Source organism: Erythrobacter cryptus DSM 12079 (assembly GCF_000422985.1).
GTDB lineage: Bacteria > Pseudomonadota > Alphaproteobacteria > Sphingomonadales > Sphingomonadaceae > Erythrobacter > Erythrobacter cryptus.
Window position 1 is genome coordinate 30,517 of the sequence record NZ_AUHC01000002.1, and the last position, 24,481, is coordinate 54,997.

A 24,481-nucleotide genomic window follows, 5' to 3' on the forward strand; every position below is an offset into this window, starting at 1 on the left:
CGCGGCCCGCCCTGTGTTAGGCCGGATCAGCGCGATGGCGGGGGCGTGCTTATGCCCGCTCGGCGGCGATCACGAAATCGGCGCAGCGCTCGCCGATCATGATCGAGGGCGCATTGGTGTTGCCGCCGACGATCTTGGGCATCACGCTGGCATCGGCCACCCACAGGCCCTCAAGCCCGTTGAGTTTGAGGGTCGGATCGACCACGGCCCCTTCATCCACGCCCATGCGGCAGGTGCCGACCGGATGATAGACGGTATCAGCCCGGCTGCGGATGAGATCATCGAGCGCGGCATCGTCATCGAGGTTCACCGGGTGGCGATCCTTCGGTCCGAAGGCCTGCAGCGCCGGGGCCTCGACGATGCGGTGCGACAGGCGCACCCCGGCGCGCAGGCAGGCAATGTCGCGCGGATCGTCGAGGAAATTGGGATCGATCACCGGGGCCGCCGCCGGATCGGGCGAGCCCAGCCGTACCGTGCCGCGGCTCTCGGGGCGCAGCACGCAGGCATGGAGCGAAAAGCCATGCCCCTTGACCTTCTCGCGCCCGTGATCCTCGAGCACCGCGGGCACGAAGTGCCACTGCACATCGGGGGCCGGGCTGTCGGGCATCACCTTCCAGAAGCCCCCCGCCTCGGCATAGGGGGTGGTCATCACCCCGGTGCGCTTGCGCCGGTGCTCGATGATCGCCGCGGCCATCCGCAGCGTGCCTTTAAGGCTGCTGCCGATCGGCACGTCGCTGGAGGTCTCCCAGCCCGAGACATAGTCGATGTGATCCTGAAGGTTGCTGCCCACCTCGGGGCGATCGAGCACCACCTCGATGCCATGCTGCTTGAGGTGCGCGGCCGGGCCGATCCCCGAAAGCATCAGGATCTGCGGCGAGTTGAAGGCGCCCGCGGAAAGGATCACGCCGCGCCGCGCCAGCACGGTCTCGCTCGTCCCGCCGCGCCGCAGCTTGACGCCCGTCACCCGCCCGCCCTCGATCACCAGCCTTTCCACCAGCGTCTCGGTGCGGATGGCGAAATTGCCGGCCCCGCGGATTGGCTCGACATAGGCGCGCGCAGCCGACCAGCGTTCACCCTTGTGCTGCGTGACCTGATAGAGCCCGAAGCCCTCCTGCGCGGCGCCGTTGAAATCGGGATTGGGGCGCAGCTGCAGCGAAGCTGCCGCCTCGATGAAGGCGTGGCTGGTGGGGTTGGCGTATTTCTGATCCTCGACGAACAGCGGCCCGCCCGCGCCGTGGTAATCATCGCTGCCGCGCTCATTGGCCTCGGCCCGCTTGAAATAGGGCAGCACCTCCTCATAGCTCCAGCCGGTGCAGCCCATCGCGGCCCAGTTGTCATAGTCCCAGCGGTGGCCGCGGATATAGACCATGGCATTGATCGCCGAGGAACCGCCGAGGCCGCGCCCGCGCGGCTGGTAACCGATCCGCCCGTTCAGCCCCTTTTGCGGCACGGTTTCATAGCGATAGTTGGATTTTTCCGGGATGAAGGGCATGAACCCCGGGGTCTTGATGAAGATGTTGTCGTTGCGCCCGCCGGCCTCGATCAGGCACACCCGGCGCGTGCCATCGACCGCGAGTCGCCCGGCCACCGCACTGCCCGCGCTGCCACCGCCGATGACGATGTAATCGAAACGTTCCATGGTCTCTCCCTTGCTTGGGGGAAGACTAGGCAGCTTCGGCGCTTCCGGCAATCGGGTTTCGATCCGCCACTGAATGGGCGGCGGGCTGCCCCGCGGCCTGGCGCGCCTGCCAGCGGGCGCGGATCATGTCGCTCGTCAGGCGGCTGCCATCGTGGCTCCAGCCCGGTTCGCGCAGCAGGTAGGAGAGCTTGTGCCGCCAGGGCGCGCGGATGATGTCGCTGATCATGCCGATCCACTCGTGGAACACCGCCCACAAGAGGTTGAAGCTGCCCAGCTGCTTGACGATGCCATAGCGGATCGGCTCGTCATCGACCTCGGGCGTGAAGGTGCCGAACAGCTTGTCCCAGATGATGAACACCCCGGCATAGTTGCGATCGAGATAGCGCGGGTTGGTGGCGTGGTGGACGCGGTGGTGGCTCGGCGTGTTCATCACCGCCTCGAACCAGGCGGGCATCCGCCGGATCGCCTCGGTGTGGATCCAGAACTGGTAGATGAGGTTGAACCCGCCGCAGATCGCGATCATCGCCGGGTGGAAGCCGAGGAGCACCAGCGGCACGGCAAAGAGAAAGCCGAAGGTCAAGGCCCCGGTCCAGGTCTGGCGGAGCGCGGTCGAGAGGTTGTAGTGCTGGCTCGAATGGTGGTTGACATGGGCCGCCCACATCCAGCGGATGCGGTGCCCGGCGCGGTGCACCCAGTAATATTTGAAATCATCGAGCACGAAGCAGACGGGCCAGGCCCACCACACCTTCCACCATTCAGGCCCGAAGTCGAACAGGCGATAGTCATAGGCCTTGAGGAACACCGACAGGGCAAACCCGCCGAGCAGCGCGCCCGCGACGGTCGAGCCGAGGCCGAAGGCAAGGCTGACGAGCGTGTCCTTCGGCTCATAGGCTTCAGGCGCGCGGAATTTGGCCCAGATCATTTCGGCCAGCACTGCCAGCACGAACAGCGGCACGGCATATTGGGTGGGGTTGAAATCAGGCATCCGGCCGCCCGCTTAGCCGATTGATCGCCTCGGCCCAAGCCGCGGCGTCGGGGATGTCGAGTAGCACCTTGCCGAAGCGCGGCTCGCCAGGATCGACCACCAGGTGGCCCGCGCCCGCTGTGCGCTCGAGGTGGGCCGCGGCGCCGGGGCCGAGCACGCGCCCTGCAAAGCGGTTGCCGTGGCGCTTGATCACCATGATCCGCCCCTCTTTGTCGCGGGCAAGCGCGCCCGCGCCTGCGGCATCGCAGGCGGTGGCGACGGGGGCAAAGCCATCCTCGACCTCACCGGCCGCTCGCGCCGCCGCCTCGGCGCTGTCGAGCCGCGGCGTCCCGCCGAGCCTCAGCCACCAGGCCAGCCCTGCAAGCGCGAGGATCGCGACCAGCGAAGCGGCGGTCTGGACGATGAGATCCATGCCGCTTTCAGCGTCAGCTCTGGCTGAGCATGTCGAGCATCGGGCGGACCGGGCTGACATCATAGCCGGCTGCGGCAGCGATGCGGGCAATGGTCTCGGGGCTTTCACCCTGCTTGGCAGCGGCCAGCGCCCACAGCAGGGTGGAGCGGGTGCCCGAGCGGCAATAGGCGAGAATCGGCCCTTCGGCCTGCTCCTGCGCGGCGATCATGGCATCGACCTGCGGCTGGCTGAAGCCTGAATGGCCGACTGGAATGGCGACATAATTGAGCCCCGCGGCAGCCGCAGCAGCGGCGATCTCATCGCCCTGCGGGGCGGAAGGGTCTTCGCCATCGGGGCGGTTGTTGATGATCATGGCCACCCCAAGGGCTGCGGCCTCGGCCACATCCTCAAGCGCAAGCTGCGGGCTTACAAGCATATTTTCGGTCAAACGGCGAAAATCGCTCATCGCGGCTCTGCTCCCTCGCTCATCCTGCCTTGCGCTTCATGCCCAAGCCTCGCGTGCTTCACAAGTACCGCGGCGCCGCGCCGCGGGGCCTGCCGCCTCGCAGGCGCTGGCAAGCCCCGGTAAAATCATTCGCAAATCGCCCGCTGGTGCGCTATACGCTTGAGCGGTGCGCACCGCTAAGGATCTTCGGCGCGTCGGCGACCGGTGCGGCTCACTGTCCCTGCCACCGGCGCCTTGGAGGACGGGCAGTGTGACAAGGTACGTACTGATCTATGGGTTACGATAGGGGACGCCGGCGCGGTCGCGACAAGCGCGACGGTTTCGGCGAAGATGGTTTCGATCCGTTCGGCAGCGGGCACGATGGGTTCCTGCCGCCGCGTGATTTTGGCGGCGATCGTTTTGGCGGCGGAGACCGTTTCGGGGGTGGTGACCGCTTTGGCGGGGGTGATCGCTTCGGCGGCGGCCCGCGCGGCGGTGGCGGCGGGCGCGGCCCGGGCGGTGGCGGCTTCAACCGGATGCCGCCCCAGATCGTCGGCACCGGCAAGGGCACGGTCAAGTTCTTCAACGCGCAAAAGGGCTTCGGCTTCATCCAGCAGGAAGGGGGCGGCGATGATGTCTTCGTCCACATCAGCGCGGTCGAGCGCGCCGGGCTTGATGGCCTCGCCGAAGGCCAGGCGCTCCAATACAATCTCGTCGATCGCGGCGGCAAGGTCTCGGCGCAGGATCTCCAGATCATCGGCGAGGTGATCGCAGTTTCCACCCGCCCGGCTGCCCCGCAGCGCGAGCTGACCGGGGAGCGGGTCACCGGCACGGTGAAGTTCTTCAACAGCATGAAGGGCTTCGGCTTCCTCGTGCGCGATGATGGCCAGCCCGATGCCTTCGTCCACATCAGCGCGGTTGAACGTTCGGGCCTGCCCGGCCTCAATGAGGGTGAGCGCTACGAATTCGATCTCGAGGTGGATCGACGCGGGAAGTATTCGGCCGTCAATCTGGCACCGATCCAGGGCTGATCCCGGCCCATTGCCGCGCAAGCGCCGGTTTGACGCGCGGGCGCGGCAAGATTAACGGATGGCAGTGGCGGCCTTGGCTCAGGGCCGCCATTTGCTTTTGGCACACCCGCACGTCTCGATCAGGAAAGCAGCCCATGTCGATCACCCCGCTCATGCCCGTCTATCCGCGCTGCGGTGTCCGGCCGGTGCGCGGCGAGCACTGCCATCTCATCGACGAGGATGGCACCCGCTATCTCGACTTTGCCAGCGGCATCGCGGTCAACCTGCTGGGCCATTCGCACCCGGGCCTGATCGCGGCGATCCAGCAGCAGGCGGCAACGCTGATGCACGTCTCCAACCTCTACGGCAGCCCGCAGGGCGAGCGGCTGGCCCAGCGGCTGGTGGATGCGACCTTCGGCGACACGGTGTTCTTCACCAATTCGGGGGCCGAGGCGGTGGAATGCGCGATCAAGACCGCGCGCGCCTATCACCAGAATGCCGGGGATGCGGGCGACCCAGCGCGGTTCGAGATCATCACCTTCCACAATGCCTTCCACGGCCGGACGATGGCGACCATCAGCGCCTCGAACCAGGCCAAGATGCACCAGGGCTTTGCCCCGCTGCTCAATGGCTTCAAATATGCCCCCTTCGACGATCTCGAGGCGGCACGGGCGCTGATCGGGCCGCACACCGCGGGCATCCTGGTCGAGCCGATCCAGGGGGAAGGCGGGATCCGCCCGGCCTCGCCAGACTTCATGCAGGGCCTGCGCGCGCTGTGCGACGAACATGGCATCCTGCTGATTCTTGACGAGGTGCAATGCGGCGTGGCGCGCACCGGCAAGCTCTATGCCTATGAGCACTATGGCATCACGCCCGACATCATGGCCACCGCCAAGGGCATCGGCGGCGGCTTTCCGCTGGGCGCCTGCATCGCCACGGAGAGGGCCGCGCGCGGCATGACGATCGGCACTCATGGCTCGACCTATGGCGGCAATCCGCTGGCCATGGCCGCCGGGCTGGCGGTGATGGATGCGGTGGCCAATCCCGAGTTCCTCGCCGCGGTCGCCGACAAGGGCGAGCGGCTGCGCACCCGGCTTGAACAGTTCATCGGCAATTATCCCGAGCTGTTCGAGCTGGTGCGGGGCAAGGGGCTGATGCTCGGGCTCAAGATGCGCATGGAAAGCCGCCCGTTCTATGTCCACCTGCGCGACAATCACCAGCTGCTGACCGTGGCGGCTGGGGACAACACCATCCGCATCCTGCCGCCGCTGGTGATCGGCGAGGCAGAGATCGAGGAGTTCTTCGACAAGCTTTCGGCCGGCGCTGCCAGCTTCCGGCTGCCCGAGGCGGCCTGATGGGCGGGGGCCTGGCCCGCCATTTCGGTGCGCTCGGCGATGCCGGGGCCGATGCGCTGGCGGCGATGATCAATGATGCGATCGACCGCAAGGCCGCCCGCGCCGGCAGGCCGCGCGGCGCCAGCGACGAGGATGCGCCGCTCGCCGGCCATGTGCTCGCCATGGTGTTCGAGAAGAACTCGACCCGCACCCGGGTGAGCTTCGACATCGCCATGCGCCAACTGGGGGGCAGCGTGCTGGTGCTCGATTCGGGCTCGAGCCAGCTCGGGCGGGGCGAGACCATCGCCGATACCGCCCGGGTGCTCAGCCGCATGGTCGATGCGATCATGCTGCGCACCGATGACCATGCCAAGCTCGAGGAAATGGCGGCCCACGCCAGCGTGCCGGTGATCAATGGCCTCACCGACCTTTCGCACCCCTGCCAAATCCTCGCCGATCTGCTCACCGTGATCGAGCATGGCAAGGCGCTGCCCGGGCTGGAGCTCGCCTGGTTTGGCGATGGCAACAATGTGCTGCACTCGATCCTCGAGGCCGCCGGGCTATTCAAGTTTAATGTCCGGGTGGCGACCCCGGCGGGCTATGAGCCCGATCCCGCCTTTGTCGCCCTGGCGCGCGCGGGCGGGGCGCAGGTGACGCTCACGCAGGATGCAAGGGCTGCAGCGCGCGGGGCGGACGTGATCGTCACCGATACCTGGATCTCGATGGGACAAGCCGATGCCGCCGACAAGAAGGCGGCGATGCAGCCCTATCAGGTCAACGCCGCGCTGATGGCCGAGGCCAAACCCGATGCGCTGTTCCTGCATTGCCTGCCCGCCCATGTGGGCGAGGAAGTGAGCGCCGAGGTGTTCGAGGGGCCGCATTCGGTGGTGTTCGACGAGGCGGAAAACCGCATCCACGCGCAGAAATCCGTGCTGCTGTGGTGCCTCGGGCGGCTTTAGGGGTGGGCGGGTCTTTCGCCTGCAAGAATCGCACCCCATATCTGCAGGCATGAACGCGACCAGCGCCAGCGCCGAGACCTTTGCCGATGCCCTGCTCGGCTTCACCATCCCCGCACGCCATGCCCGCGGGCGGCTGGTGCGGCTCGATAAGGTGCTCGAGGAGGTGCTCGCGGCCCATGCCTATCCCGCGCCGATCACCCACCTGCTCGGCGAGGCGCTGGTGCTTGCTGCGCTGATGGGCGGCTTGCTCAAGGGCGAGCGGGCGCAGATGACGATGCAGGCGCAGACCGAGGGCGGGATCGTGCGCCTTTTGGTGTGCGACTATCGCGCCGGGGCGGTGCGCGGCTATTGCGACTTTGATGCCGAGCGGCTGGCCGGGCTGGGGGCCAACCCCACGCTCGCCGCGCTGTTCGGCGAGGGCTATCTTGCCATCACCTTCGAGCCCGAGGGCGGACGGCGCTATCAGGGGATCGTCCCGCTCGAGGGGGACAGCCTCGCGGCCGCCTGCGAGACCTATTTCAGCCAGTCCGAACAGGTGCCCACGCTGATTCGGGTGGCCAGCCGTGCGGGTGCCGAAGGCCGGCTGGCCGCTGGTCTGTTGATCCAGCATCTTCCCGATGGCGAGGAAGGGCGCGAGCGCCTCCACGTGCGGATGGATCATCCCGATTGGGAGCATGTCGCTCTGCTCGCCGGCACGATCAGCCACGAGGAACTGCTCGACCCGGCGCTCTCGCTCGAGGCGATCGCCTGGCGGCTGTTCCACGAGGAAGCGGAAGTGCGCACCTATCCCGCCGTGCCGCTTTCTCGCGGGTGCCGCTGTTCGAGCGCGCATTACGCCGCGATCATCGCGCGCTTTCCGCCCGAGCAACAGGCGGCGATGCGCAACGACGAGGGCATCATCGCGGTCGATTGCGCCTTCTGTTCGCGCAGTTTTGCGCTGGCGATCTGACCATTGCGCGGAAAAATCGCACCGAGCGCAACTTTCGGGCAGGATTTTACAACACTGCACAGCAAAATCGGGGCATGATTGCGACCATGAAGCAAGCACCTGCGATCCTCGCCATGGCCCTCGGGCTTTCCGGCATTGCCCTCGCCGGGTGGGGCGCTTTGGGCACGGGCCCGCTCGCGGCGCAGGGCAATGGCCTCGCGCTGCTCGGCACTCTGGCCAAGGGCGAATGGACCTTGCGGCCCCGCGGCGATGCCGCCCCGCGCAAGCTGTGCCTGCGCAGCGGGGGCGAGCTCATCCAGATCATGCACCAAGAGAGCGGCTGCAGCCAGTTCGTGATCGAGGACGCGGCAAATCGGGTGACGGTGCAATACACCTGCCCCGGCAACGGCTATGGCCGCACCAGCATCCGCCGCGAAACCCCGGCGCTGGTGCAGATCGAAAGCCAGGGCATTCACGATGGGATGCCCTTCCAGATGACCGCCGAAGCGCGGCGCACCGGCAGCTGCTGAACCCAGCCGATTGCCTTTGCCGCGCGCCGTGTTAGGGCCGCGGCCATGAGCGAAACGGGATCAGGCAAGGCCCGCCCGCTGGCGGTGGTGCTGCTTTCGGGCGGCCTCGATTCGATGGTGAGCGCCGCGCTGGCGATGGAACGCGGCTTTGCCGTTCATGCGCTTACCGTTGATTATGGCCAGCGCCACCGCTGCGAGCTGGAAGCGGCAGCACGGATCGCTGGCGCGCTGGGGGTGGCGCGCCACACCACCATCGCGCTCGATCTGCGCGCCTTTGGTGGCTCGGCGCTGACCGATGCGATTCCCGTGCCCAAGGGTGGGGTGGGTGCAGACATCCCCGTCACATATGTGCCGGCGCGCAATCTCGTGTTCCTCGCGCTCACCACCGCCTGCGCCGAGGCGGCGGGCGCGCGCGACGTGTTCATCGGGGTCAACGCGCTCGACTATTCGGGTTATCCCGATTGCCGGCCGGAATTCATCGCCAGCTTTGCCGAGACCGCCAGGCTCGGCACCAAGGCCGGGGTGGAAGGCGCGCCCTTCACCATCCACGCCCCGCTCCAGCACATGACCAAGGCCGAAATCGCCCGTGAATGCGCGCGGCTCGGCCTCGATCCGGCGTGGAGCTGGTCATGCTACGACCCGACGCCAGAGGGGCTGGCTTGCGGCCTGTGCGATTCGTGCCGCCTGAGGAAAAAGGGTTTTGCCGAGGCCGGGATTGTCGATAGCACCCGCTATCACGCCTGAGGCCGCACATCTGCGCGCCGTGCATCGCATCTCGAGAGAGGGGAGAGGTTCTTGAGCCAGGACAATGCTGCCGCCGCGCCCGACGCGGACGCGCCGGTGCCCGCCTACAGCTGGTATGCCTTGGGCGTCTTGGTGCTGGTCTATGTGCTTAACTTCATCGACCGGCAGATCCTCTCGATCCTCGCCAATGACATCAAGGCCGATCTTGGCGTCGATGATGCCTATCTCGGCTTTCTCTACGGCACGGCATTTGCGGTGTTCTATTCGCTTTTCGGCATTCCGCTCGGCAAACTCGCCGATGGCTGGAAGCGCACCCGGCTGCTGGCGATTGGTCTTGCCCTGTGGTCAACCATGACCGCGCTTTCGGGCTTTGCCCGCAACGCGGCCACGCTCACCGTGGCGCGGATCGGGGTTGGGGTTGGTGAGGCCACCGCCAGCCCATCGGCCTATTCGCTGATTTCAGATTGGTTCCCGGCCCGCCTGCGCGCCACCGCGCTCGCGATCTATTCTTCCGGGCTCTATATCGGCGGGGGGGTGTCGATCTGGATCGGGGCGCTGATCGTCGAGAACTGGAACCGGGCCTATCCCGATGGTGGGCCGCTGGGGCTTGCGGGCTGGCAGGCAGCCTTCCTGGCGGTGGGAATCCCGGGGCTGGTGCTGGCGCTGTGGGTGCTCTCGCTCAAGGAGCCGGTGCGCGGCGCGATCGATGGTCTGCCGACGCCCGAGAACCCAAGGCCCTTTGCCGGTTTCCTGCGCGAGCTGGTCGAGGTGATCCCGCCGTTCACGCTGATCGGCGCGGCGATGCGTGGGGCCCGGGCGCTGGCGCTCAACCTTGCTGGCCTTGGCTTCTTTGTGCTGGCTGCGCTCGGTCTGTCGCAGGTGGTGCCGGCCTCGGCCAATCTCCTGCCTGGCACTGCCGCGGGCGCCTGGCGGGTATCCGACCAGTGGCTGTTCCTAGGCCTTGGCTATTACGCTGTGTTCAGCTGGGCGATGGGGCTAAAGGCGCGCGACCTGCCGACCTTCCGCCTGACTTGGGGTTCGCCCGCCTTCGTCTGCGTGATCCTGGGCTATGGCATGGTCGCCTTCATGGCCTATGCCAATTCCTATTGGGGCGCGCCCTATGCCGAGCGCGTGCTCGGTGCGTCCAAGACCGAGCTGGGCACCTTCCTCGGCGCACCAGCCGCGCTGGCGGGCTTTCTCGGAGTGGTGCTGGGGGGAAGGATGGCGGATTACCTGTTGCTGCGCCGGCCTGACGGGCGCATCTGGGTGATCCTGTTCGGGTTGGTCACGCCGGTGCCGGTGGTCTATGCCGCCTTTACCACCCACGAGCTTGCGGTGTTTTACGCCTTGAGCTTCCTTGCCAACATGCTCACCGCCTCGGCGCTCGGTGCCGCGGCCGCCTCGAGCCAGGCGCTGGTGCTGCCGCGGATGCGCGGGGTGGCAACCGCGACCTTCTTCCTCGCCACCACGCTCGTCGGCCTTGGGCTGGGGCCTTTCATCGCGGGCTATGTCTCGGCGATCAACGGCGATGATCTCTCGCGCGGGGTGCTCTCCACTCTGGCGGTGATGCCGGTGGGTGTCGCGCTGCTGATCGGTGCCTTGGTGCTGTTCCCGCGGGCGATGCGCGAGATCAGGCAGAGGGCTGCGGAAGCGGGCGAGGTCTTCGCCGACACGCCCTGAAGGGCGCCGCGCGAAAGCGGCGCCAGCCCAGTCGGCGCAGGCACCGCGCTGCGACATCGTGATGATGGTGCCGTGGTGGCTCGCCTGGATCGGGGCGCCCTCGCTTGGCGGGCAGGCTGTCCCGGTGGTGCGGCGGCCTGCAAGGGCGGTGCCGAGCTCGTTCCTGCCCCGCGGGAGATAGCTTGCGGAGGCTGAAGAAAGACGGAGGCGCGGCCATGCAAGCGTGCTTGGCACGGTTGCGCCCGCCACGGATGCAACAAAAAGGGGGCCGGATCGCTCCGGCCCCCTCGTGCTTAACCCTGGAAGGCTGGACTTACATGCCCGAACCCGGGCCGTAGGTCACTTCCACACGGCGGTTCTGCGCCTCGCGCACACCGTCAGCGGTCGGAACCCGCGGCTTCGATTCGCCGAAGGCTTCGCTCGTGATCCGCGCTGCGGGGATGCCGCGACCGGTCAGGTAGTTACGCACCGCCATGTTGCGACGCTCGGCGAGGCCCATGTTGTACTTCGGCGTACCGGCGCGGTCGGTGTGACCGGCCAGCATCACGCTCGCCGTGCCGCAGTTGGCATAGGCCGTGACAGCACCGTTGAGGATGCTCGCGGCCTCGGGCGTGATGTCCGACTTGTCGAAGTCGAAGAACACGATGTACGGGCCGGTGTTGCACGGCGCCTTCGGCGGAGGCGGAGGCGGCGGCGGAGGCGGCGGCGGAGGAGGTGGAGGCGGCGGCGGAGGCGGCGGCGGCGGCGGCGGAGCCTCTTCACCACCAAAGTTGTAGGTGATCGAACCGAGGATCGAGTGCGAGCGGAACTCGGTGTCGAGCCTGCGGCCAAGCGGATCGACCAGGTTCACGTCGGGCGCGTTGAAGAAGCGGTACTTGAGGCCGACATCCCACGAATCGCTGAGCGGGGTGCGCAGACCGGCAATCACCTGCCAGGCAAAGCCGGTGTCCGAATCGTTCCAGATGCCCGGGCCGTTGGCATTCACGCGGCCTTCCATGTCGATGCGCGCGACGCCCACACCGGCGCCAACGAAGCCCTGAAGCCCATCATCATCGCCGAAATCGGCAAGCCCGTTGAGCATGAAGCTCAGCGCATTGGCTTCACCCAGCGCATCGCGCTGGTCGGTGAAGGTGTTGAACACCTGCGGCGCGCCGGTCGGGTTGAGCACCAAGCCATTGGTCCCGCCAAAAGCGCTGGTGAGGTCAGCCGCACGGTAGCTCGCTTCGGCCTCAAGGCGGAACCCGCCGAAGTCATAGCCGATCACAGCGCCGAAGTCATAATCGGTGTCATAGTCGGCGCGAGCGTCGTTCGGGCCGCCGTTCACACCAACCAACTGGTCTTCGACGATCATCACGCCGCCGTCGCCCTGAATATACCACTGGCCTTCGCGGGCCAGGGCAGGCGAGGTCAGCGCGGTCGAAGCCATCGCCATGCCAATGACGAGTTTGCGCATTATAAATTTCCCCTTAGCTTGAGACATGAGGCTCGTTCGGTCTCTATCTTTTCCCCATGGCAGAGGCAAGCCATCAATGCCGCTATGGTGTTGCAAGAATGTCGCTATGCTGCGGTTGCGGGCAAAAAAGAAATACAGGCAAAGCCGCCAATTCCGCCATTTCTGCGATCCAATTCGCGCTCAGGCGAGGATGCCGAGCGTCTGCAAAGCCTGCAACACCTGCGTGATCGCGGCGCGGGCCTCGGTATCGATCACGCTGCCGCCGGTCGGCGCCTCGGGCGCGGCTGCGCTCTGCCAGGTCGTGCGGAACACCAGCAATTGGCCGGCGCTGCGGTCGAACACGCTCATCCCCTCGCGCGGAGCGACGAAATGCCAGGTCTCGCTGATCCTCAGCGCAAGCTGGTCCGCGCGCCCTTGCCAGGCATCGCTGGCCGGCGCGGTGACGCGATAGCTCGCGCCTTCCGGGGCATTAGCGGGTGGTGCGGGAAGCGAGCCATCGATCCCATGGGCATAGACCGCATCGAGGATGCTGAGCGCTTCGTTGAGGAAGAATTCCTTCTGCGCCTGCCCTGGCACGAGCAGGGGCAGCTCGAGCGTGGCGGTTACGGCGGGAAAGGGGAAGGGATCGGGCATCGCAAGCTCCAGCGCATCAGGGCAGGGTGGCAAGAGTGAGGGGAAGGGACAGATCGAAGGTGCCGACCTGTCGCACCCACAGCGGGCCGGGCCCGTGCTGGGTGACGAGGCCGCTCACCTCGGCGCTGCCGAGGTGCAGCCATGGCTCGCTGCGCGGCCAGGTCGAATGGGGTGCGTCCGGCGGGCCGAAACCGACGATGTAGGCCTCGCGCTCCTCGATCAGCGGCACCTCGAGCCCGTCCTCCCAGCGCCATTGCCCGCGGGCGCGCCGCGTCCAGGCAAACAGCCGCGCGCCATCGGCTTCGGTCCGCATGCGCGGGTGCGCCGGGCAGGGGGGACGGCGTGACAGCCCGGGATTGGCGAGGGTGGCCAGCACCGGATCGGGATCGCCCGTCCCGATCGCGGCGATACGCGAGGTGGCGAGTGGCGGCACGAGGTTCGCCTCCAGCGCCACCAGCACATCGTCGAGCAGGATCACAGGGGTATCGGCTCCGTGGCCTCGCGCTGCAGCGGGCTCGGTGCCGCCGCGTCCGCGCAGCAGGCCGAAAAGACGCCAGCGCCCGGCACCGATCGGATCGGCGCCGGCAAACTGGATGATCTCATCGCCCACCAGCATCCGGTTGGCACCCGCGGCAAGTCCGGCGATGTCCGTTTCGGAAAGCACCAGATCATCGGCCACGAGGTCGACACGTGCACTCGCTTCGCGCTCGAACAACAGCGCCCGCGAGGGGCCGAGCGGCTCGGCCAGCCGTCCCATCAGGCTGCGCTGGGTGCCGCTGCTGGCGATTGGGGTGAGCGCGCTGCCCTGCACCGCGAACAGGGCGGCCCCCCGCCAGGCCCGGTTCTGGGCCGAGGCCGCTGCAAAGATCAGCGGCTGGCCCGGATTTGTGCTGCCATCGGGGGGCACTTCGATGAGCGCCAGCCGGGTCGGTGGAATGACGAGGTCCACAGGGCTCAGGGTCTCGCCGGGATCGCTTGCCAGCGGCGCGGCGCTCGGCGGTGCCAGCCGCTCGAGCTCGAGCAGGATGCCGCGATCAAGCCATTCCCAGCTGCGCACCAGCCAGGTGCCCGGTTGATCGGGCAGGCGCACGATGCTGCCGGGGATGACGCGCGGATCGAGCTCGCCAACCAGCCAGGAAAGGCTTTCCTGCTGCCAGCGCGCGCGCTGCGCGGCGCCGCTGGCAAGCTGGCGCGCGCCCTCGGCGGTGAGCGTGGCGGGCAGGTCGATCACCTGCTCGCGCCCGGCATCGCGCGCGCCCACCGCGCGCTGGATGCCCGGCTGGTAATCGCGCTGCTCGTCGTAATAGCGCAGCGCGGCCGGGGCGCGAACGGGTGGGCCGGCGCGCTGCTTGTGCCGGGTTTCCTCGCGCGCGCGGCCAGCCTCGGCAAGCTGCTCCGGCAAGGTCAGCGCTTCGCCGTTCGGTTCGGCGCGCGGAGCAATCAACAGCCCCTCGCCGCCAGCCGTGCAGACCAGCGGGATGACCTGATCGATCGCCGCCAGCGTGCTGCCGAGCGGCCCGCCTTCATCGGCAAGCCCGCGTGCGGGCGTGAGCGCCACGCTTTCCGCCATGCCTTGCGCCACCGGCACCAGCGCGGCGAGCGGCACCGAATCGGCAGGGCCCGCGGCGAAGATCTCGAAACTCAGCGCCGGGATACGGTTGCCGAAATCAGCAAGCTCGAGATTCTCGAACACCACGTAGGCGCAATCGCGAAAGGCCGGGGCCTCGGCGCCCCGCGCCGCGGCGATCAGTGGATCGACCGGATCATCGCCGTGGCCGGGATAGAAGCGCATCGCCCCGCCGGTCTTGAGGTCTCCCGCGGTGCCGCGCAGCAGATTGCCATCGGCCCAGATCCGCCCGATGCCGGCAAGCGGCGTGCTCGACAGCGCCACGGCAAAGGAGGCCGAATAGGAATAGGTGACGGTCGATGGCTGGCCCTTGCGGCCCTTGTCCTTGCGCCTCGTCTCGATCAGGTCGGTTGACCAGATCACCGTGCCCGGCACCCGCATCCGCCCGAAGTGGCGCGGGATCGGTGTGCCATAGCTTGAGGTGCTCACCGCAAGTTCGCGCAGCCGCGGCCCCTGGCGCGTGGGGGCAAAGAGCATCGCATCGGCCTGCTGCCCGACCAGCGCGCCGATCGCCCCGCCGATCGGCCCGCCCACCGCCGTGCCGATCGCCGTGAGGAGCAAGGTTGCCATGGACTTAGACTTCCACTGGAGGGGCAAGGCGCCACTGGGCGCAGATTATCCAGCCCGGGTCGAAGGGTTGCTGCACCACCCGCCCGAGGCCGGCATGGGCATGGATCACGCTGCCGGCCTCGGCGGCAATCGCGAGGTGATGCTGGCCGCGGCCGAGGCCAAGCAGCAGCACATCGCCCGCGCACACCGGGCCGCAGGCCTTGATGAGACCAGAACGGTCGGCGCAGGCGAGCCAGGTGCCGATCTCGAGGTTGCGCAGGCCATAGCCGCGCGGCGTGATGGGGGCGAGGCCGCAAGCCGTGATGGCGGCGGCGACCAGGCCAACGCAATCGAGGCCCGTTGCCGGGTCGCGCCCGTGGAGGCGGAAGCGGCAGCCCAGCAGCGCCTGTGCGGCACGCAGCAGGCGTTCGCGCTCATCGCCCATGGCCGGCGTCCTCATGGCTGGCCGTAGCGGGCCAGCAGGTCATTGCCCGGCAGGAACGGCTCACCCCGGAAATTGATCGCATTGGCAAAGCGCGCCGCGCAGGTGGCGATGGTGTGGTCGCAGCCTTCGCGCAGTTCGATGCGCGTACCGGGCTGCGTGCCGGCAACCAGCGGGCGATCGAGCACCAGCCACGCGCCCGCAGCCGCGATCACGCCGAAGGCGATCCCGGTCTGCGGCCCGGCCAGAAAGCGAAGCCTGCCATCGACGAACAGATCCCCCGCAATCCCCTGAACCTCCACCCGATTGCCGTCGATGTCGATGTTGGTGAGGTGATGATGATGCGTGAACCGCACGGGCGAAAGACCGCAGCCCGGGCCGCAGAAAGCCGCGCGGCAGGTGGGGCTGGTGCGCGGCACCAAGTCGCGCTCCAGCAGGCTCTTGGCCGATCGCAGCTCGGCGGCAAACTGCCGGCGATCATCCTCGATCCTGCCGATCTCGCCGGTGTAGAGCGTGGCGTGCTCGAGGGTCAGCCAATCGACCGCGCCGATGGCGATGGCGGCTTCATCAAACAGGCCAGCGGCAAGTTCCTCCTCGCGGATCGCCTCGTGGCTGAGCGCGCCCTCGACCTCGGCGCTGTCATTGGCAAGCTCGCTGGTGAGGCGCACCGCGGCCGGGATCATCCCCGGGGCGGCCATGTGCCGCACCCCGCCGAAGACGAGATCGCGGTCATGGCTGGTAAAGCCGAGGGCCACGCCGTCGCGGCGGTAGATGCGCCAGAAGGTTGCGACCGTATCGAGATCGCGGTCGAAGAACACCCGCATCAGGCACGCTCGCGCAGTTCGATCAGCGGAATCGAAGGGGCCTCACCCGCGGCGAAATTGACCGAGGAAATATCGAGCCGATCCTCGGCAAAGCGCACCGGCACGTCGAACAGGAAGCCGGCGCGCACCTCGGCGCCCGGCGGCGGCGCTTCGGAAAAACGCAGCACGCCGAGCGGTTCGAGCGTCCAGCCGCTGCTCGGCTCGCCGCCAACGCTCACCAGCAGCGTCTCGGCGCGCGGGCGGGTGATCGGGCGCACCTGCGGGTCGGCGGTGCCATAGGTCTTGATCAGCGGAAAATCCGCGCGCAGCCCATCGCCCACCCCAAGCAGCTGGTCGAACATCGTGGGCGTTCCGGTCATGCCGTTGGAGCTGTGATCGAAAGGGTCCATGAGGCGAAAGCCGCGCCCCGGGCCGCGCCGGGCGCGGAAAAAGGCGATGAGCTGGCTGAGCTCGGCTTCCGAGCGGATCCCGGCGCCCACGTCGAAATGCAGCCTTGCGTCGGCCCACAGGGCATTGCGCCGTTCGTGGCCCGAGGCGGTCACCGCGATCGAGGTGGAAAACTCGGGCGCGACCGAGGCGCCCCGCCCCAAGGCAAAGGGATAGAGGACATCGTCGAAGGCATCCATGGGTGGCTCCGGAGGCGGGGGCAGGCGGGTGTAGCCATCGCGCGCCACCTGGGGCAGCGCCCAGACATAGCGGCGGGCGATCCCGCGTGCGGCGGCTTCATCAAGGCCGTGGTCGATGCGTGGCCATTGGGTATCTGCGTCGGCCGGATCAAGCACGAAGCCGGCAAGGTAATCCTGGCTTGCGCGCGGATAGCCGAGCCAGGCATCAACGAAGGCATAGGCCGTGCGCCGCGCTGCATCGGCGCCCGCAGTGAGCCAGTCATAATCCTCGATCTGCAGCCGGTCGAAGGCGGGATAGGCCCAGCCAGCCGGCAGATTGGCGCGGTACAGCTCGGGCCGGGCGGGATCGAGGATGGTGGGCGTGAAAGCCAGCAACAGCACCTCGGCAGCTCCTTCGGCCGCAGCCCGCACCGCGGCGGTGAGCGCCGCGGTTGATTGGGCAAGGAGCGTGCCGGCCGCATCGAGCAGCGCAATCTCAGCCGCATCGAGCGGGCCGGCAAGATCGGGGATTGTCGGCGGATTGCCGCCGAGGGCAAGCCTTGCCGCATCGTCATAAAGGCAGATTTCGCCCGCCGGCGTGACCCACCACCACGGCTCGCCAATCTGGAAGCGCACTGGTTGCTCGGCAGCTTCCAGCAAGGCGACGAAGGCCCGCGCGACATCGGCAAGCCAGGCCATCGCCTCGCCATGGGCTGGTGACAAGAGGGTGGAGGGCGGCACCCAACCGGTCAGCGCCGGAGCGCCGTTCGCCGTGCGCTGCTTCCAGCTTTCGGGGCAATAGGCATCGAACAGTTCGTACGAGAGCGAGGCGATCACCGAAAAGCCGGCTGCGCGCGCCCGGGCGAAGTAATCGCCATGCCACAGCGCCGCCGGGGTGCACAGCGCGCCCGGCTGCGCCGCCAGGAGCGCGCCCCCCGCCGTGTGCGCCAGGCGCATGAAGTGGCTCATCCCGACATAGTGGACTATGTCATCGCGATAGCCGAGGCCGACCAGATTGCGCAGCAGCCGCGCCGGGGTCTGGTTATAGCCATCGTCATAGGCGGTGGCGATGCGCTCCCCATGCGGGGGAACCAACACGTCGCCGATCGCCAGCATGGCCCGGGAGCCATCGGCATTGATCTCGGACATGATGACCGACCCGTTGAACCGCGCCGGCAGCGGGGCGGTGCTCCCCGGAACATAGCCGGGCGCCACCAGCGAGATGAACATCCGGTCGATATCCGAAGGGTGGATCGGCTCGCCGGGCAGGCCATAGCCGCTCTCAAGCTGCGAGAAGGGCAGGGTAATGCGCGCATCGGTGGGCGTGCCCTGCGCATAGTTCCAGAGCCGCACATACCAGGTGCGCGGCGCGCCATTGGCATCGCGCCCCTCGATCGTCAGCGTCGGGCCGTTGGGCTGGTCGAGCGCGATCACCCCTTCGGACTGCCAGCGAAAGCTCAGGGTGGTGTGGGCATAGTCCCGGTCGGTCGCGTAGGCGAGCAGCGGGTGATCGAGCGCATCGACGCTGTCCCAGATCAGCCCGACGAGTTCGCCGGCATGGTGCAACTCGACTTCGACCCGCAAGGCATCGGGCGCGGTAGTGACCACCGCCGCCATCGCCGGCCGCGGGAAATTGACCGTCCAGAAGCGCGGATCGAAGCGCTGGATGAAGCTGCTTTCCTGCCCGCGGGCCGCGCGGGCGAGCCAGAACGCCATTGGGGTTTTCCGATTATGCCTGGTCAAGTGTGCGGCGCACCGCGCTGGCGATCTGGCGGGCAGAACGCTGCATCGCGGCTGGGGCTGCCTGCCCGCGCGGCACGGCAAGCTGGATGGCCACCCGAACATCCTGAGCGGGGCGTGCAGCCGGACTCGTCTCGATCCGCACCGCAGGGGGCCGGACAAACACGATCGGCGCGCGCTCCTGCGCCATGATCGGCGCTTTTGGCGCTTCAGGCAGATTGTCGATCCGGCCCGCGCTGGTGGGCACGAACACCTCGGGCCCTCGTTCTCCGACGAGGATCGGGCGGCCCGGTGAAACCGGGCCGCCGGTGGCGCGCCCGGGCAGGCCGAAAAGTGCGCCAATCGTCTGGCCAAGCAGGCCACCGAGGCCACCAGCGCCACCGCCGGCACCGTTTGCCGAACAGGCTGGCCATGCCCGATTGCAGCGCATAGGCGGCAATCTCGCTGAGCGCGCTGAAGGCGATGCGCTTCAAGTCGTCAAAGCCGAGACTGCCGCGTCGGATCGCCGCCAGCAGGCCCCGCTCGAGCACGTCCCCGGCCCGGCCAAACCCATCGAGCAGCGAGGTGTCTAGCGACCGGCGCATGGTTTCCAGATCGCTGGCAAAGCCCTCTGTGCGGGCGCGCACGTCGATCACCAGCTCCTCAAATCCTTCGGTCATGGGCATCACGCTCCATCATGCGCTCTATGGTCTCGCGGCTCGGCGGAGCGGGCGAGCCTGGATCGTCCGGCTGGGTGAGCGCCATCGCCAGCTCGGCCGGCGTTGCGCTCCAGAACTCGTCAGGCCGCCAGCCCAGCCAGCGCGCGGCCAGCGCCCAGCAGCGCTGCGCGGCGGCGGCGAAGGTGGCGCTCACGCGCGGCCCTGGAGCACCTGGGCGAGTACCGCGCGCACCGGCTCGGTCGCCGCGACCAGGCCGATCTCGAGCAGCGCTGCGCCGACTGCCTCGCGTGGCGGCCGGTTCTCGGTTGGCAGGCAATGCCACAGGAGCGCGGTCATCTCCGAAAGTGTCATCGCCCCCGCGGCTGCGCGTTCAACCAGGGCGAACAGCGATCCCAGCTCTGCCTCGGCCTCGACCAGATGTTCAAAGCTCGGGCGCAGCACGTAGTCGGCACCAGCCACCCTCAGCCGGGCTTCCCCGCGCAGGGGATTGGCGGGGCGGCTCATGCCGGGATCACCGGGCCGGAACTTTCGAGTTGCAGCGTATAGGTGCGCTCGCCGTTGAAATCCCCGGCATAATCAAGCCGCTGCACGAGAAAGCGCCCACGCAGCCGGGCGCCGTCCTCGAACGACAATTCGTAATCATCGAGCGTGCCGGCGAGCGCGTGGGCGCGCACCGCATCCTCGGCTGCGCTGCCAAGGAAGATTCCGGCGGCGCTGACCGAGACCGAGCGGGTGCCCGCGCCCGAGAGCAGCTCGCGCCAGCCGCCCGACTGCTTGTGGGTGATGACCACGGTATCACCATTGATCGACATCTGCGTGGTCCTGAGCCCGGCGACGGTCTGATATGTGGGCGGCGAGGCTCCGTCGGAGATCTTGAGCAGGAAGGCGGCGCCGGATTGAGCGGGCATGGTTGTTACTCCGTGGCTGGGGCAAACAGGCGAAAGCGGAATTCGATGAGCGCGGCGCGCAGATTGTCGGGGCGCGCCTCGCTGCGGGCGCGCAGGAAGCGGATGGTGGCGACCTCGAACCCGGCATGAAGGCGCGGCAGGCCAAGCACCCGGCGCTCGATTGCGGCGAGCAGCGCGGCATCGGCCTCGGGGCGGTCGATACGGGTGACGAGTTCGAGCGCGATCCGGGTCTCGCGCCCGGGGCGGTCCTTGGTGCCCCAGTCGGCCGAGGCGCTGGCCGCGATCCCGAGCCAGGGCGGACTGACGCTGAGCGGGCTTTCCTCGGCGATGGCATTGATCCCCGCGAGCGCCGGATCGGCGCTCAGCCAGGCGATCAGCGCGGCGCGCAGCTCATTTTCCATCCTGTGCGTCCTCGAACAGGTCGGGCCACAGCGCTCTGGCCGAGCGCCAGCCAGCCCCGGTGTCGTGGGCGGTGCGGCGCGCCGCCCTGCTGCGCCTTTCGGCGATCTGCCGGGCCCGGGCGGCAAGACGCGCGATCAGCCGCGTCGCGGCGGCGCTGGCGCGGATCACGCCAGCCTCACCGCGCGCCAGGGGCGCCACAGCGCCGTGACGCTTGCCGGGGGGACCGCGGCGGCCTTGCCCTCGCGATCGCGATAGGAATGGGCGGCAAGGCGGATGATCCCCTGACGCAGCGGTGCGGGCAGGCCCTCCCAGTCATCGGCGATCCCGGCCTCGAAGCGGACAGCCACGCCGCGGCCCGTGAACACCTGGAGCAGCTGGACGCAGGCGCTCGTGCCGATGCGCCATTCGATCGCCTCGCTCGGGGAGGCAAAGACCGAACGGTCACCCTCGGCATCGATCAGTGCCGCGCCCGTGATCGTCCTGACCGGGCGCGAGACGAGTTCCTGCCAGCCGCGCGCCAGGGGAATGGTTTCCTCCACCTCCTGGCGCAGCGGCGCCTTGCCGGTGAAGGCCTCGCAGATCGCAAGGCTGGTATCGAGCAGCCCACTCAGCGCTGCGTCATCATCCGGACGGGTGATCCCGAGCCAGTGCTTGAGCTCGGCCAGCGCCAGAGCGCCAGGCACTGGCGGCTGCACGATAATCCGCTCCATCGCGGTGTCTCCCGTTTCTTGAACCCGGAAAAATGCGCCCGCATCCCCGGCTCGGCGGAGAGGCAGTCCGAGCAGGATGCGGGCGCAAGAGGCCGACCGGCGCGCAAAGGGGGCGCCGCGCCGATCGGCGCAGCGAAGCTGGGGCGCGGCGGCCTCAGGCTTCGATCTTGAGCAGCTTGATCGCGTTCGAATCGAGCACCTGCCCGCCGAGGCGCCGGGTGGCGTAGAAGTGGACGAAGGGCTTGTTGGTGAAGGGATCGCGCAGGATCCGGGTGGCCCCGTGTTCGGCAATCAGATAGCCGTGGCGGAAATTGCCGAAGGCGATCGGGAAGGCCCCGCTCGCCACGTCGGGCATGTCCTCGGCCTCGATCACGGGATAGCCCAGCAGCCGGTCGGGCTGGCCTTCGACAAGGCCCGGCTGCCACAGGAAGGCGCCATCGGCGGTCTTGAGCTTGCGCACCAGCGCCAGCGTCGCCGCGTTCATCACGAACACCGCGCCCTGGCGGTGCCCCGCCTTGAGCGAATGGATGAGGTCGATGAGCTTGGCCTCGGGCGCCGAGCCCAGCCCGGTGGCATTGCCCGAGCCGACATATTGCACCATGCCGAAGGCCCGCACCCCATCGACCGCGGCGCTGGTCGGGGCGGTGAGGAAGCCGGCCGGCTGGTTGATGCCGGTGCCATTGACGAAGGCCGCGCCCTCGGCCCGGGCAAATTCGAGCGCGATCTCGTTGGCGAGCCAGGCCTCGACATCGAAGGCGGCATCATCGAGCATCGCCTGGCTGGCGGCGGGATTGGCGTAGAGCTCGCCGCTGGGGGGCGCGATCTCGGCGAATTGCGGCGTGCCGGTCTCGGGCCGCGGCCCGGTTTCGCTGACCCAGCCCGAGGCGATCCCGCCGGTCGCCACGAGCTTGCGATAGCCCGCGGTGCCGGTCTGCACCACTTGGGCAATGGCACGGATCGGGCTGATCTCGACCAGTTCGGCGGTGATCGCCGCGTCGATCGCGCGCGGCACGGCATAGCCGCCATCACCCGGAGTGGCGCCGCTCAGCGACTTTACCTCGCTCTCGCGCCCGCGGCGCAGATAGCCATCGACAAAGCCCTTGATCTCGGCGCTTTCGCTGGCGCCGCCCGCGCCAATCGCCGGGCGGCTGGCGGCGGCGCGGGCGACCTTGTCGAGGCGCGCCTTGACTTCATCGACATCGCTGCGCAGCGCGGCGATATCGGCCTCGGCGCGGTCCTGGCGGGCAATGATGTCGAAGCTGGCATCGAGCGCATCGGTGCCGGTGATGGGAGCAGTGGGGGTCGTTTCCATGGGGCAGGGGCCTTTCGGTTGGGCAGAAGGAAGGCCGCCCCGTTCGGCGGCCGGTGGGTGAAGGGGTGGGGCGCGCCGATCAGGCGATCAGATGCACCCTGGCGCGGTGCTGGAGCGGGTAGGTCACAAGGCTGACCTCGATGAGATCGATTTCGATCAGCTCGCGCCCGGCGGGCGAGTGCCGCGCCGCGCGGGTGCGAAAGCCGAAGCTGAGACCATTGACCGCGCCGTTGGCGAGCAGCGCGGCGGCGCGGCTTTCCGGCCGGTCGATCCGGGCGATGACGCGAAGGCCGCGGGCATCCTCCTCGGCCTTCTCGACCACGCCGATCGGCTGGTCGGCGCGGTGCTGCCAGTAGAGCGGCAGCGGCACCGTGCGCGCGGCAAGGCTGCGGGCAAAGGCGCCGCGGCGAATGGTGTCGCGGCCCGCATCGGGCACGTCGAACAGTGCGGCATATCCGGCAAAGCGCATGGCCTGGCTCCGCCTCACAGCCGATCCCAGAAGCCGAGCCGCACCGCCATGCCGATCAGCAGCAGGGCCAGCAGCCCGCGGATGATCCATTCGACGATCGCCTTCCAGGCGCTTGCCTTGGCATCGCGCCAGGCCTGGAGCAGCTCGCGCAGCTCCTCGAGGTCATCCTCGGCGCCGGGATCGCCGAGCCCCAGCCGCTCGAGCGTGCGGTGGGTGGCAAGCGCGCTCGCCTCCTCGACAATCGCGCGCAGGGTGAGCAGCGCTGCCCCTTCCTCGCGCGCCTGGGCCATCAGGCTCGCCAACACATCTTCGTGGCTCATCGGGCAGTCTCCTCGGGAGGAAGGCCGAGCAGCAGGCGCTTTTCGGCACGGGTCAGGAAGTCGGCATCGGAGACCTGGGCCCAGAGCCGCTCGCGGTCTTCCGACAGGGCCGGGATGCGATCGAGGTCGATGCCAAGCACCGCCTCGGGAAACCACGGGGCAAGCCCCTGGCGCAGCGCGGCGAACAGCTTTTCCGCGAGCGGCAGCAGGGTCAGCCGCCACAGCGCGCGGTTGGCCTCGCGGTAATTGGCATAGGTGTTGTCTCCCGGCAGGCCGAGCAGCATCGGCGGCACCCCGAAGGCAAGGGCGATGTCGCGCGCCGCAGCGCTCTTGAGCGTGGCAAAGTCCATGTCGGCCGGGGAGAGCGCCATCGACTGCCACTTCAATCCGCCATCGAGCAGCAGCGGGCGCCCGGCATTGACGGCGCCGGCGAAGGCATGATCCAGCTCACGCCTGAGGCGCTCGAACTGCTCGTGCGTCAGGCTGGCGCCGTCGGCGGTCTCATAGACCAGCGCGCCCGAGGGCCGTGCGGCGTTCTCGAGCAGCGCCCGGTTCCAGTGGGTCGCGGCATTGTGGATCAGCACCGCCTGCCAGGCCGCCTCGAGCGCCCCGGCACCGTGATGGTCATCGCTCGGGTGCATCGCCCGGATGGTGATGATCTGGGGCCAGCCGTGCTCATCCTCGCATGGGATGCGGGTGGTGCGGCCCTGCACCGTGTAATCATAGGCGCAGGGCCAGCCGTCCGGCCCGGTCACCACCTTCACCCTTTCAGGCCGCAGCGCGAACAGCTCGATCGGGGTGCCGGCAGCATCCTTGAGGATCTGGACATAGCCATTGCCGTGCAGCAGCAGGTGCGCCGCCAGCGTCTCGACCAGCGATTGCCCGGCGCTGGTGGCGGTGACCAGCGTGGCAAGCCGCGGATCGGGGCAGGCGAGCGGCGCCTGGCCCACCCCCTCGGCCACCAGCCGCACCGAGCGCTGGACGATGGGATTGGCAAGGAAGCCCTCGGCAATCGCCCGGGCATAGTCATAGGGGCGTGGGCCCGGGCCGCTGTCACAGGCGGCAAGCCAGCCGTGAACCAGCGCCGGAGAGAGCGGCACGCGGTTGCGCGCCGCGCCCTTGAAGGCAGCGCGAAGCATTTCAAGCACAGTCATGGGCAATCCCTGGTTTAAGGCGCGCGAGG

Annotated in this window: 29 protein-coding genes; 7 read left to right on the forward strand and 22 right to left on the reverse strand. The window is 68.4% G+C overall.

Annotated elements, in window-relative coordinates; translation table 11 throughout:
• Window positions 1–49: 49 nt before the first annotated feature.
• From G524_RS0103010 to G524_RS0103025, 4 genes are read right to left on the reverse strand one after another with little or no spacing between them, the layout of a single operon-like run.
• The gene (locus G524_RS0103010; RefSeq protein WP_027442381.1) at window positions 50–1,639 is read right to left on the reverse strand and encodes a GMC family oxidoreductase; all 1,590 of its coding nucleotides are present in this window, start codon (window positions 1,637–1,639) and stop codon (window positions 50–52) included.
• Window positions 1,640–1,664: 25 nt separating this feature from the next.
• Window positions 1,665–2,624: a sterol desaturase family protein gene (locus G524_RS0103015; RefSeq protein WP_027442382.1), complete on the reverse strand. Its 960-nt coding sequence runs from the start codon at window positions 2,622–2,624 to the stop codon at window positions 1,665–1,667.
• On the reverse strand, window positions 2,617–3,036 hold the full coding sequence (locus tag G524_RS0103020; RefSeq protein WP_027442383.1) for a hypothetical protein: 420 nt from the start codon (window positions 3,034–3,036) through the stop codon (window positions 2,617–2,619). The genes G524_RS0103015 and G524_RS0103020 overlap by 8 nt, the downstream gene beginning before the upstream one ends.
• 13 nt (window positions 3,037–3,049) lie before the next feature.
• On the reverse strand, window positions 3,050–3,481 hold the full coding sequence (locus tag G524_RS0103025; protein WP_027442384.1) for a protein tyrosine phosphatase family protein: 432 nt from the start codon (window positions 3,479–3,481) through the stop codon (window positions 3,050–3,052).
• Between the two features lie 272 nt (window positions 3,482–3,753).
• Between G524_RS0103025 and G524_RS17285 the strand changes: the two genes are divergently transcribed.
• The 7 genes from G524_RS17285 to G524_RS0103060 all read left to right on the forward strand — a co-directional run bounded on the left by G524_RS17285 (window position 3,754) and on the right by G524_RS0103060 (window position 10,645).
• Window positions 3,754–4,491 carry a cold-shock protein gene (locus tag G524_RS17285; RefSeq protein ID WP_027442385.1) on the forward strand — a complete coding sequence of 246 codons (738 nt, stop codon included), beginning with the start codon at window positions 3,754–3,756 and terminating at the stop codon, window positions 4,489–4,491.
• Window positions 4,492–4,625: 134 nt separating this feature from the next.
• Window positions 4,626–5,825, forward strand: a complete 1,200-nt coding sequence (locus tag G524_RS0103035; protein WP_027442386.1) for an aspartate aminotransferase family protein — start codon at window positions 4,626–4,628, stop codon at window positions 5,823–5,825.
• On the forward strand, window positions 5,825–6,763 hold the full coding sequence (gene argF / locus G524_RS0103040) for an ornithine carbamoyltransferase (RefSeq protein ID WP_211219268.1): 939 nt from the start codon (window positions 5,825–5,827) through the stop codon (window positions 6,761–6,763). The genes G524_RS0103035 and argF overlap by 1 nt, the downstream gene beginning before the upstream one ends.
• A 49-nt stretch (window positions 6,764–6,812) precedes the next feature.
• On the forward strand, window positions 6,813–7,712 hold the full coding sequence (gene hslO, locus G524_RS0103045) for an Hsp33 family molecular chaperone HslO (RefSeq protein WP_027442388.1): 900 nt from the start codon (window positions 6,813–6,815) through the stop codon (window positions 7,710–7,712).
• An 86-nt stretch (window positions 7,713–7,798) separates the two neighbouring features.
• Window positions 7,799–8,221 carry a DUF3617 domain-containing protein gene (locus G524_RS0103050; RefSeq protein WP_245561275.1) on the forward strand — a complete coding sequence of 141 codons (423 nt, stop codon included), beginning with the start codon at window positions 7,799–7,801 and terminating at the stop codon, window positions 8,219–8,221.
• Between the two features lie 45 nt (window positions 8,222–8,266).
• On the forward strand, window positions 8,267–8,965 hold the full coding sequence (gene queC, locus G524_RS0103055) for a 7-cyano-7-deazaguanine synthase QueC (RefSeq protein ID WP_027442390.1): 699 nt from the start codon (window positions 8,267–8,269) through the stop codon (window positions 8,963–8,965).
• A gap of 51 nt (window positions 8,966–9,016) precedes the next feature.
• On the forward strand, window positions 9,017–10,645 hold the full coding sequence (locus G524_RS0103060; protein ID WP_027442391.1) for an MFS transporter: 1,629 nt from the start codon (window positions 9,017–9,019) through the stop codon (window positions 10,643–10,645).
• A 313-nt stretch (window positions 10,646–10,958) separates the two neighbouring features.
• Here the strand turns inward: G524_RS0103060 and G524_RS0103065 are convergent, their stop codons facing one another.
• The 18 genes from G524_RS0103065 to G524_RS0103145 all read right to left on the reverse strand — a co-directional run bounded on the left by G524_RS0103065 (window position 10,959) and on the right by G524_RS0103145 (window position 24,452).
• A complete protein-coding gene (locus G524_RS0103065) occupies window positions 10,959–12,098 on the reverse strand; it encodes an OmpA family protein (RefSeq protein WP_027442392.1) in 1,140 nt (379 codons plus the stop codon).
• Window positions 12,099–12,278: 180 nt separating this feature from the next.
• Window positions 12,279–12,731, reverse strand: a complete 453-nt coding sequence (locus tag G524_RS0103070; RefSeq protein ID WP_027442393.1) for a DUF2793 domain-containing protein — start codon at window positions 12,729–12,731, stop codon at window positions 12,279–12,281.
• Between the two features lie 16 nt (window positions 12,732–12,747).
• Complete coding sequence (locus G524_RS0103075) at window positions 12,748–14,928, reverse strand: phage tail protein (protein ID WP_027442394.1); 2,181 nt, start codon at window positions 14,926–14,928, stop codon at window positions 12,748–12,750.
• A 4-nt stretch (window positions 14,929–14,932) separates the two neighbouring features.
• Window positions 14,933–15,352, reverse strand: coding sequence for an NlpC/P60 family protein (locus G524_RS0103080; RefSeq protein ID WP_027442395.1), 420 nt, complete (start codon window positions 15,350–15,352; stop codon window positions 14,933–14,935).
• Window positions 15,353–15,363: 11 nt separating this feature from the next.
• Window positions 15,364–16,173, reverse strand: coding sequence for a DUF2163 domain-containing protein (locus G524_RS0103085; RefSeq protein WP_084625029.1), 810 nt, complete (start codon window positions 16,171–16,173; stop codon window positions 15,364–15,366).
• Window positions 16,173–18,494 (reverse strand): DUF2460 domain-containing protein, encoded by a 2,322-nt coding sequence (locus G524_RS0103090; RefSeq protein ID WP_027442397.1) that lies wholly within the window; start codon window positions 18,492–18,494, stop codon window positions 16,173–16,175. The genes G524_RS0103085 and G524_RS0103090 overlap by 1 nt, the downstream gene beginning before the upstream one ends.
• Before the next feature lie 13 nt (window positions 18,495–18,507).
• Entirely contained in the window at window positions 18,508–18,708 is a 201-nt protein-coding gene (locus tag G524_RS17330; RefSeq protein ID WP_342662442.1) for a hypothetical protein, read from the reverse strand.
• A gap of 19 nt (window positions 18,709–18,727) precedes the next feature.
• Window positions 18,728–19,177, reverse strand: coding sequence for a hypothetical protein (locus G524_RS14800; RefSeq protein ID WP_342662443.1), 450 nt, complete (start codon window positions 19,175–19,177; stop codon window positions 18,728–18,730).
• Entirely contained in the window at window positions 19,161–19,370 is a 210-nt protein-coding gene (locus tag G524_RS14805) for a phage tail assembly chaperone (RefSeq protein WP_036857285.1), read from the reverse strand. The genes G524_RS14800 and G524_RS14805 overlap by 17 nt, the downstream gene beginning before the upstream one ends.
• Window positions 19,367–19,681, reverse strand: coding sequence for a gene transfer agent family protein (locus G524_RS0103105; protein WP_027442398.1), 315 nt, complete (start codon window positions 19,679–19,681; stop codon window positions 19,367–19,369). The genes G524_RS14805 and G524_RS0103105 overlap by 4 nt, the downstream gene beginning before the upstream one ends.
• Window positions 19,678–20,085: a phage major tail protein, TP901-1 family gene (locus G524_RS0103110; RefSeq protein ID WP_027442399.1), complete on the reverse strand. Its 408-nt coding sequence runs from the start codon at window positions 20,083–20,085 to the stop codon at window positions 19,678–19,680. The genes G524_RS0103105 and G524_RS0103110 overlap by 4 nt, the downstream gene beginning before the upstream one ends.
• Window positions 20,086–20,090: 5 nt before the next feature.
• Window positions 20,091–20,486, reverse strand: a complete 396-nt coding sequence (gp17, locus tag G524_RS0103115) for a tail completion protein gp17 (protein ID WP_027442400.1) — start codon at window positions 20,484–20,486, stop codon at window positions 20,091–20,093.
• Window positions 20,476–20,655, reverse strand: coding sequence for a hypothetical protein (locus tag G524_RS0103120; protein WP_156893994.1), 180 nt, complete (start codon window positions 20,653–20,655; stop codon window positions 20,476–20,478). Before G524_RS0103120 ends, gp17 begins: the two co-directional genes overlap by 11 nt.
• Complete coding sequence (locus G524_RS0103125) at window positions 20,652–21,197, reverse strand: head-tail connector protein (RefSeq protein WP_027442402.1); 546 nt, start codon at window positions 21,195–21,197, stop codon at window positions 20,652–20,654. The genes G524_RS0103120 and G524_RS0103125 overlap by 4 nt, the downstream gene beginning before the upstream one ends.
• A 154-nt stretch (window positions 21,198–21,351) precedes the next feature.
• Window positions 21,352–22,509 (reverse strand): phage major capsid protein, encoded by a 1,158-nt coding sequence (locus G524_RS0103130; RefSeq protein WP_027442403.1) that lies wholly within the window; start codon window positions 22,507–22,509, stop codon window positions 21,352–21,354.
• Between the two features lie 79 nt (window positions 22,510–22,588).
• Window positions 22,589–22,978, reverse strand: a complete 390-nt coding sequence (locus G524_RS0103135; RefSeq protein ID WP_027442404.1) for an HK97 family phage prohead protease — start codon at window positions 22,976–22,978, stop codon at window positions 22,589–22,591.
• A gap of 14 nt (window positions 22,979–22,992) precedes the next feature.
• The gene (locus G524_RS0103140) at window positions 22,993–23,298 is read right to left on the reverse strand and encodes a DUF6127 family protein (RefSeq protein ID WP_027442405.1); all 306 of its coding nucleotides are present in this window, start codon (window positions 23,296–23,298) and stop codon (window positions 22,993–22,995) included.
• Window positions 23,295–24,452, reverse strand: coding sequence for a phage portal protein (locus tag G524_RS0103145; RefSeq protein WP_027442406.1), 1,158 nt, complete (start codon window positions 24,450–24,452; stop codon window positions 23,295–23,297). Before G524_RS0103145 ends, G524_RS0103140 begins: the two co-directional genes overlap by 4 nt.
• Between the last annotated feature and the right edge of the window lie 29 nt (window positions 24,453–24,481).

Bases quoted from the DNA above. Each gene is read 5' to 3' on its own strand.
- G524_RS14800 (WP_342662443.1), bottom strand. From the start codon at position 19,177: ATGACCGAAGGATTTGAGGAGCTGGTGATCGACGTGCGCGCCCGCACA.
- G524_RS0103035 (WP_027442386.1), top strand. From the start codon at position 4,626: ATGTCGATCACCCCGCTCATGCCCGTCTATCCGCGCTGCGGTGTCCGG.
- G524_RS0103140 (WP_027442405.1), bottom strand. From the start codon at position 23,298: ATGAGCCACGAAGATGTGTTGGCGAGCCTGATGGCCCAGGCGCGCGAG.
- G524_RS0103065 (WP_027442392.1), bottom strand. From the start codon at position 12,098: ATGCGCAAACTCGTCATTGGCATGGCGATGGCTTCGACCGCGCTGACC.
- G524_RS0103130 (WP_027442403.1), bottom strand. From the start codon at position 22,509: ATGGAAACGACCCCCACTGCTCCCATCACCGGCACCGATGCGCTCGAT.
- G524_RS0103090 (WP_027442397.1), bottom strand. From the start codon at position 18,494: ATGGCGTTCTGGCTCGCCCGCGCGGCCCGCGGGCAGGAAAGCAGCTTC.
- G524_RS17285 (WP_027442385.1), top strand. From the start codon at position 3,754: ATGGGTTACGATAGGGGACGCCGGCGCGGTCGCGACAAGCGCGACGGT.
- G524_RS0103010 (WP_027442381.1), bottom strand. From the start codon at position 1,639: ATGGAACGTTTCGATTACATCGTCATCGGCGGTGGCAGCGCGGGCAGT.
- G524_RS0103125 (WP_027442402.1), bottom strand. From the start codon at position 21,197: ATGGAGCGGATTATCGTGCAGCCGCCAGTGCCTGGCGCTCTGGCGCTG.
- gp17 (WP_027442400.1), bottom strand. From the start codon at position 20,486: ATGGAAAATGAGCTGCGCGCCGCGCTGATCGCCTGGCTGAGCGCCGAT.
- G524_RS0103080 (WP_027442395.1), bottom strand. From the start codon at position 15,352: ATGGGCGATGAGCGCGAACGCCTGCTGCGTGCCGCACAGGCGCTGCTG.
- queC (WP_027442390.1), top strand. From the start codon at position 8,267: ATGAGCGAAACGGGATCAGGCAAGGCCCGCCCGCTGGCGGTGGTGCTG.
- G524_RS0103050 (WP_245561275.1), top strand. From the start codon at position 7,799: ATGAAGCAAGCACCTGCGATCCTCGCCATGGCCCTCGGGCTTTCCGGC.
- G524_RS0103085 (WP_084625029.1), bottom strand. From the start codon at position 16,173: ATGCGGGTGTTCTTCGACCGCGATCTCGATACGGTCGCAACCTTCTGG.
- G524_RS0103145 (WP_027442406.1), bottom strand. From the start codon at position 24,452: ATGACTGTGCTTGAAATGCTTCGCGCTGCCTTCAAGGGCGCGGCGCGC.
- G524_RS0103070 (WP_027442393.1), bottom strand. From the start codon at position 12,731: ATGCCCGATCCCTTCCCCTTTCCCGCCGTAACCGCCACGCTCGAGCTG.
- G524_RS0103020 (WP_027442383.1), bottom strand. From the start codon at position 3,036: ATGGATCTCATCGTCCAGACCGCCGCTTCGCTGGTCGCGATCCTCGCG.
- G524_RS0103075 (WP_027442394.1), bottom strand. From the start codon at position 14,928: ATGGCAACCTTGCTCCTCACGGCGATCGGCACGGCGGTGGGCGGGCCG.
- G524_RS0103025 (WP_027442384.1), bottom strand. From the start codon at position 3,481: ATGAGCGATTTTCGCCGTTTGACCGAAAATATGCTTGTAAGCCCGCAG.
- G524_RS0103105 (WP_027442398.1), bottom strand. From the start codon at position 19,681: ATGAGCCGCCCCGCCAATCCCCTGCGCGGGGAAGCCCGGCTGAGGGTG.
- argF (WP_211219268.1), top strand. From the start codon at position 5,825: ATGGGCGGGGGCCTGGCCCGCCATTTCGGTGCGCTCGGCGATGCCGGG.
- G524_RS17330 (WP_342662442.1), bottom strand. From the start codon at position 18,708: ATGGCGCAGGAGCGCGCGCCGATCGTGTTTGTCCGGCCCCCTGCGGTG.
- hslO (WP_027442388.1), top strand. From the start codon at position 6,813: ATGAACGCGACCAGCGCCAGCGCCGAGACCTTTGCCGATGCCCTGCTC.
- G524_RS0103110 (WP_027442399.1), bottom strand. From the start codon at position 20,085: ATGCCCGCTCAATCCGGCGCCGCCTTCCTGCTCAAGATCTCCGACGGA.
- G524_RS0103015 (WP_027442382.1), bottom strand. From the start codon at position 2,624: ATGCCTGATTTCAACCCCACCCAATATGCCGTGCCGCTGTTCGTGCTG.
- G524_RS0103135 (WP_027442404.1), bottom strand. From the start codon at position 22,978: ATGCGCTTTGCCGGATATGCCGCACTGTTCGACGTGCCCGATGCGGGC.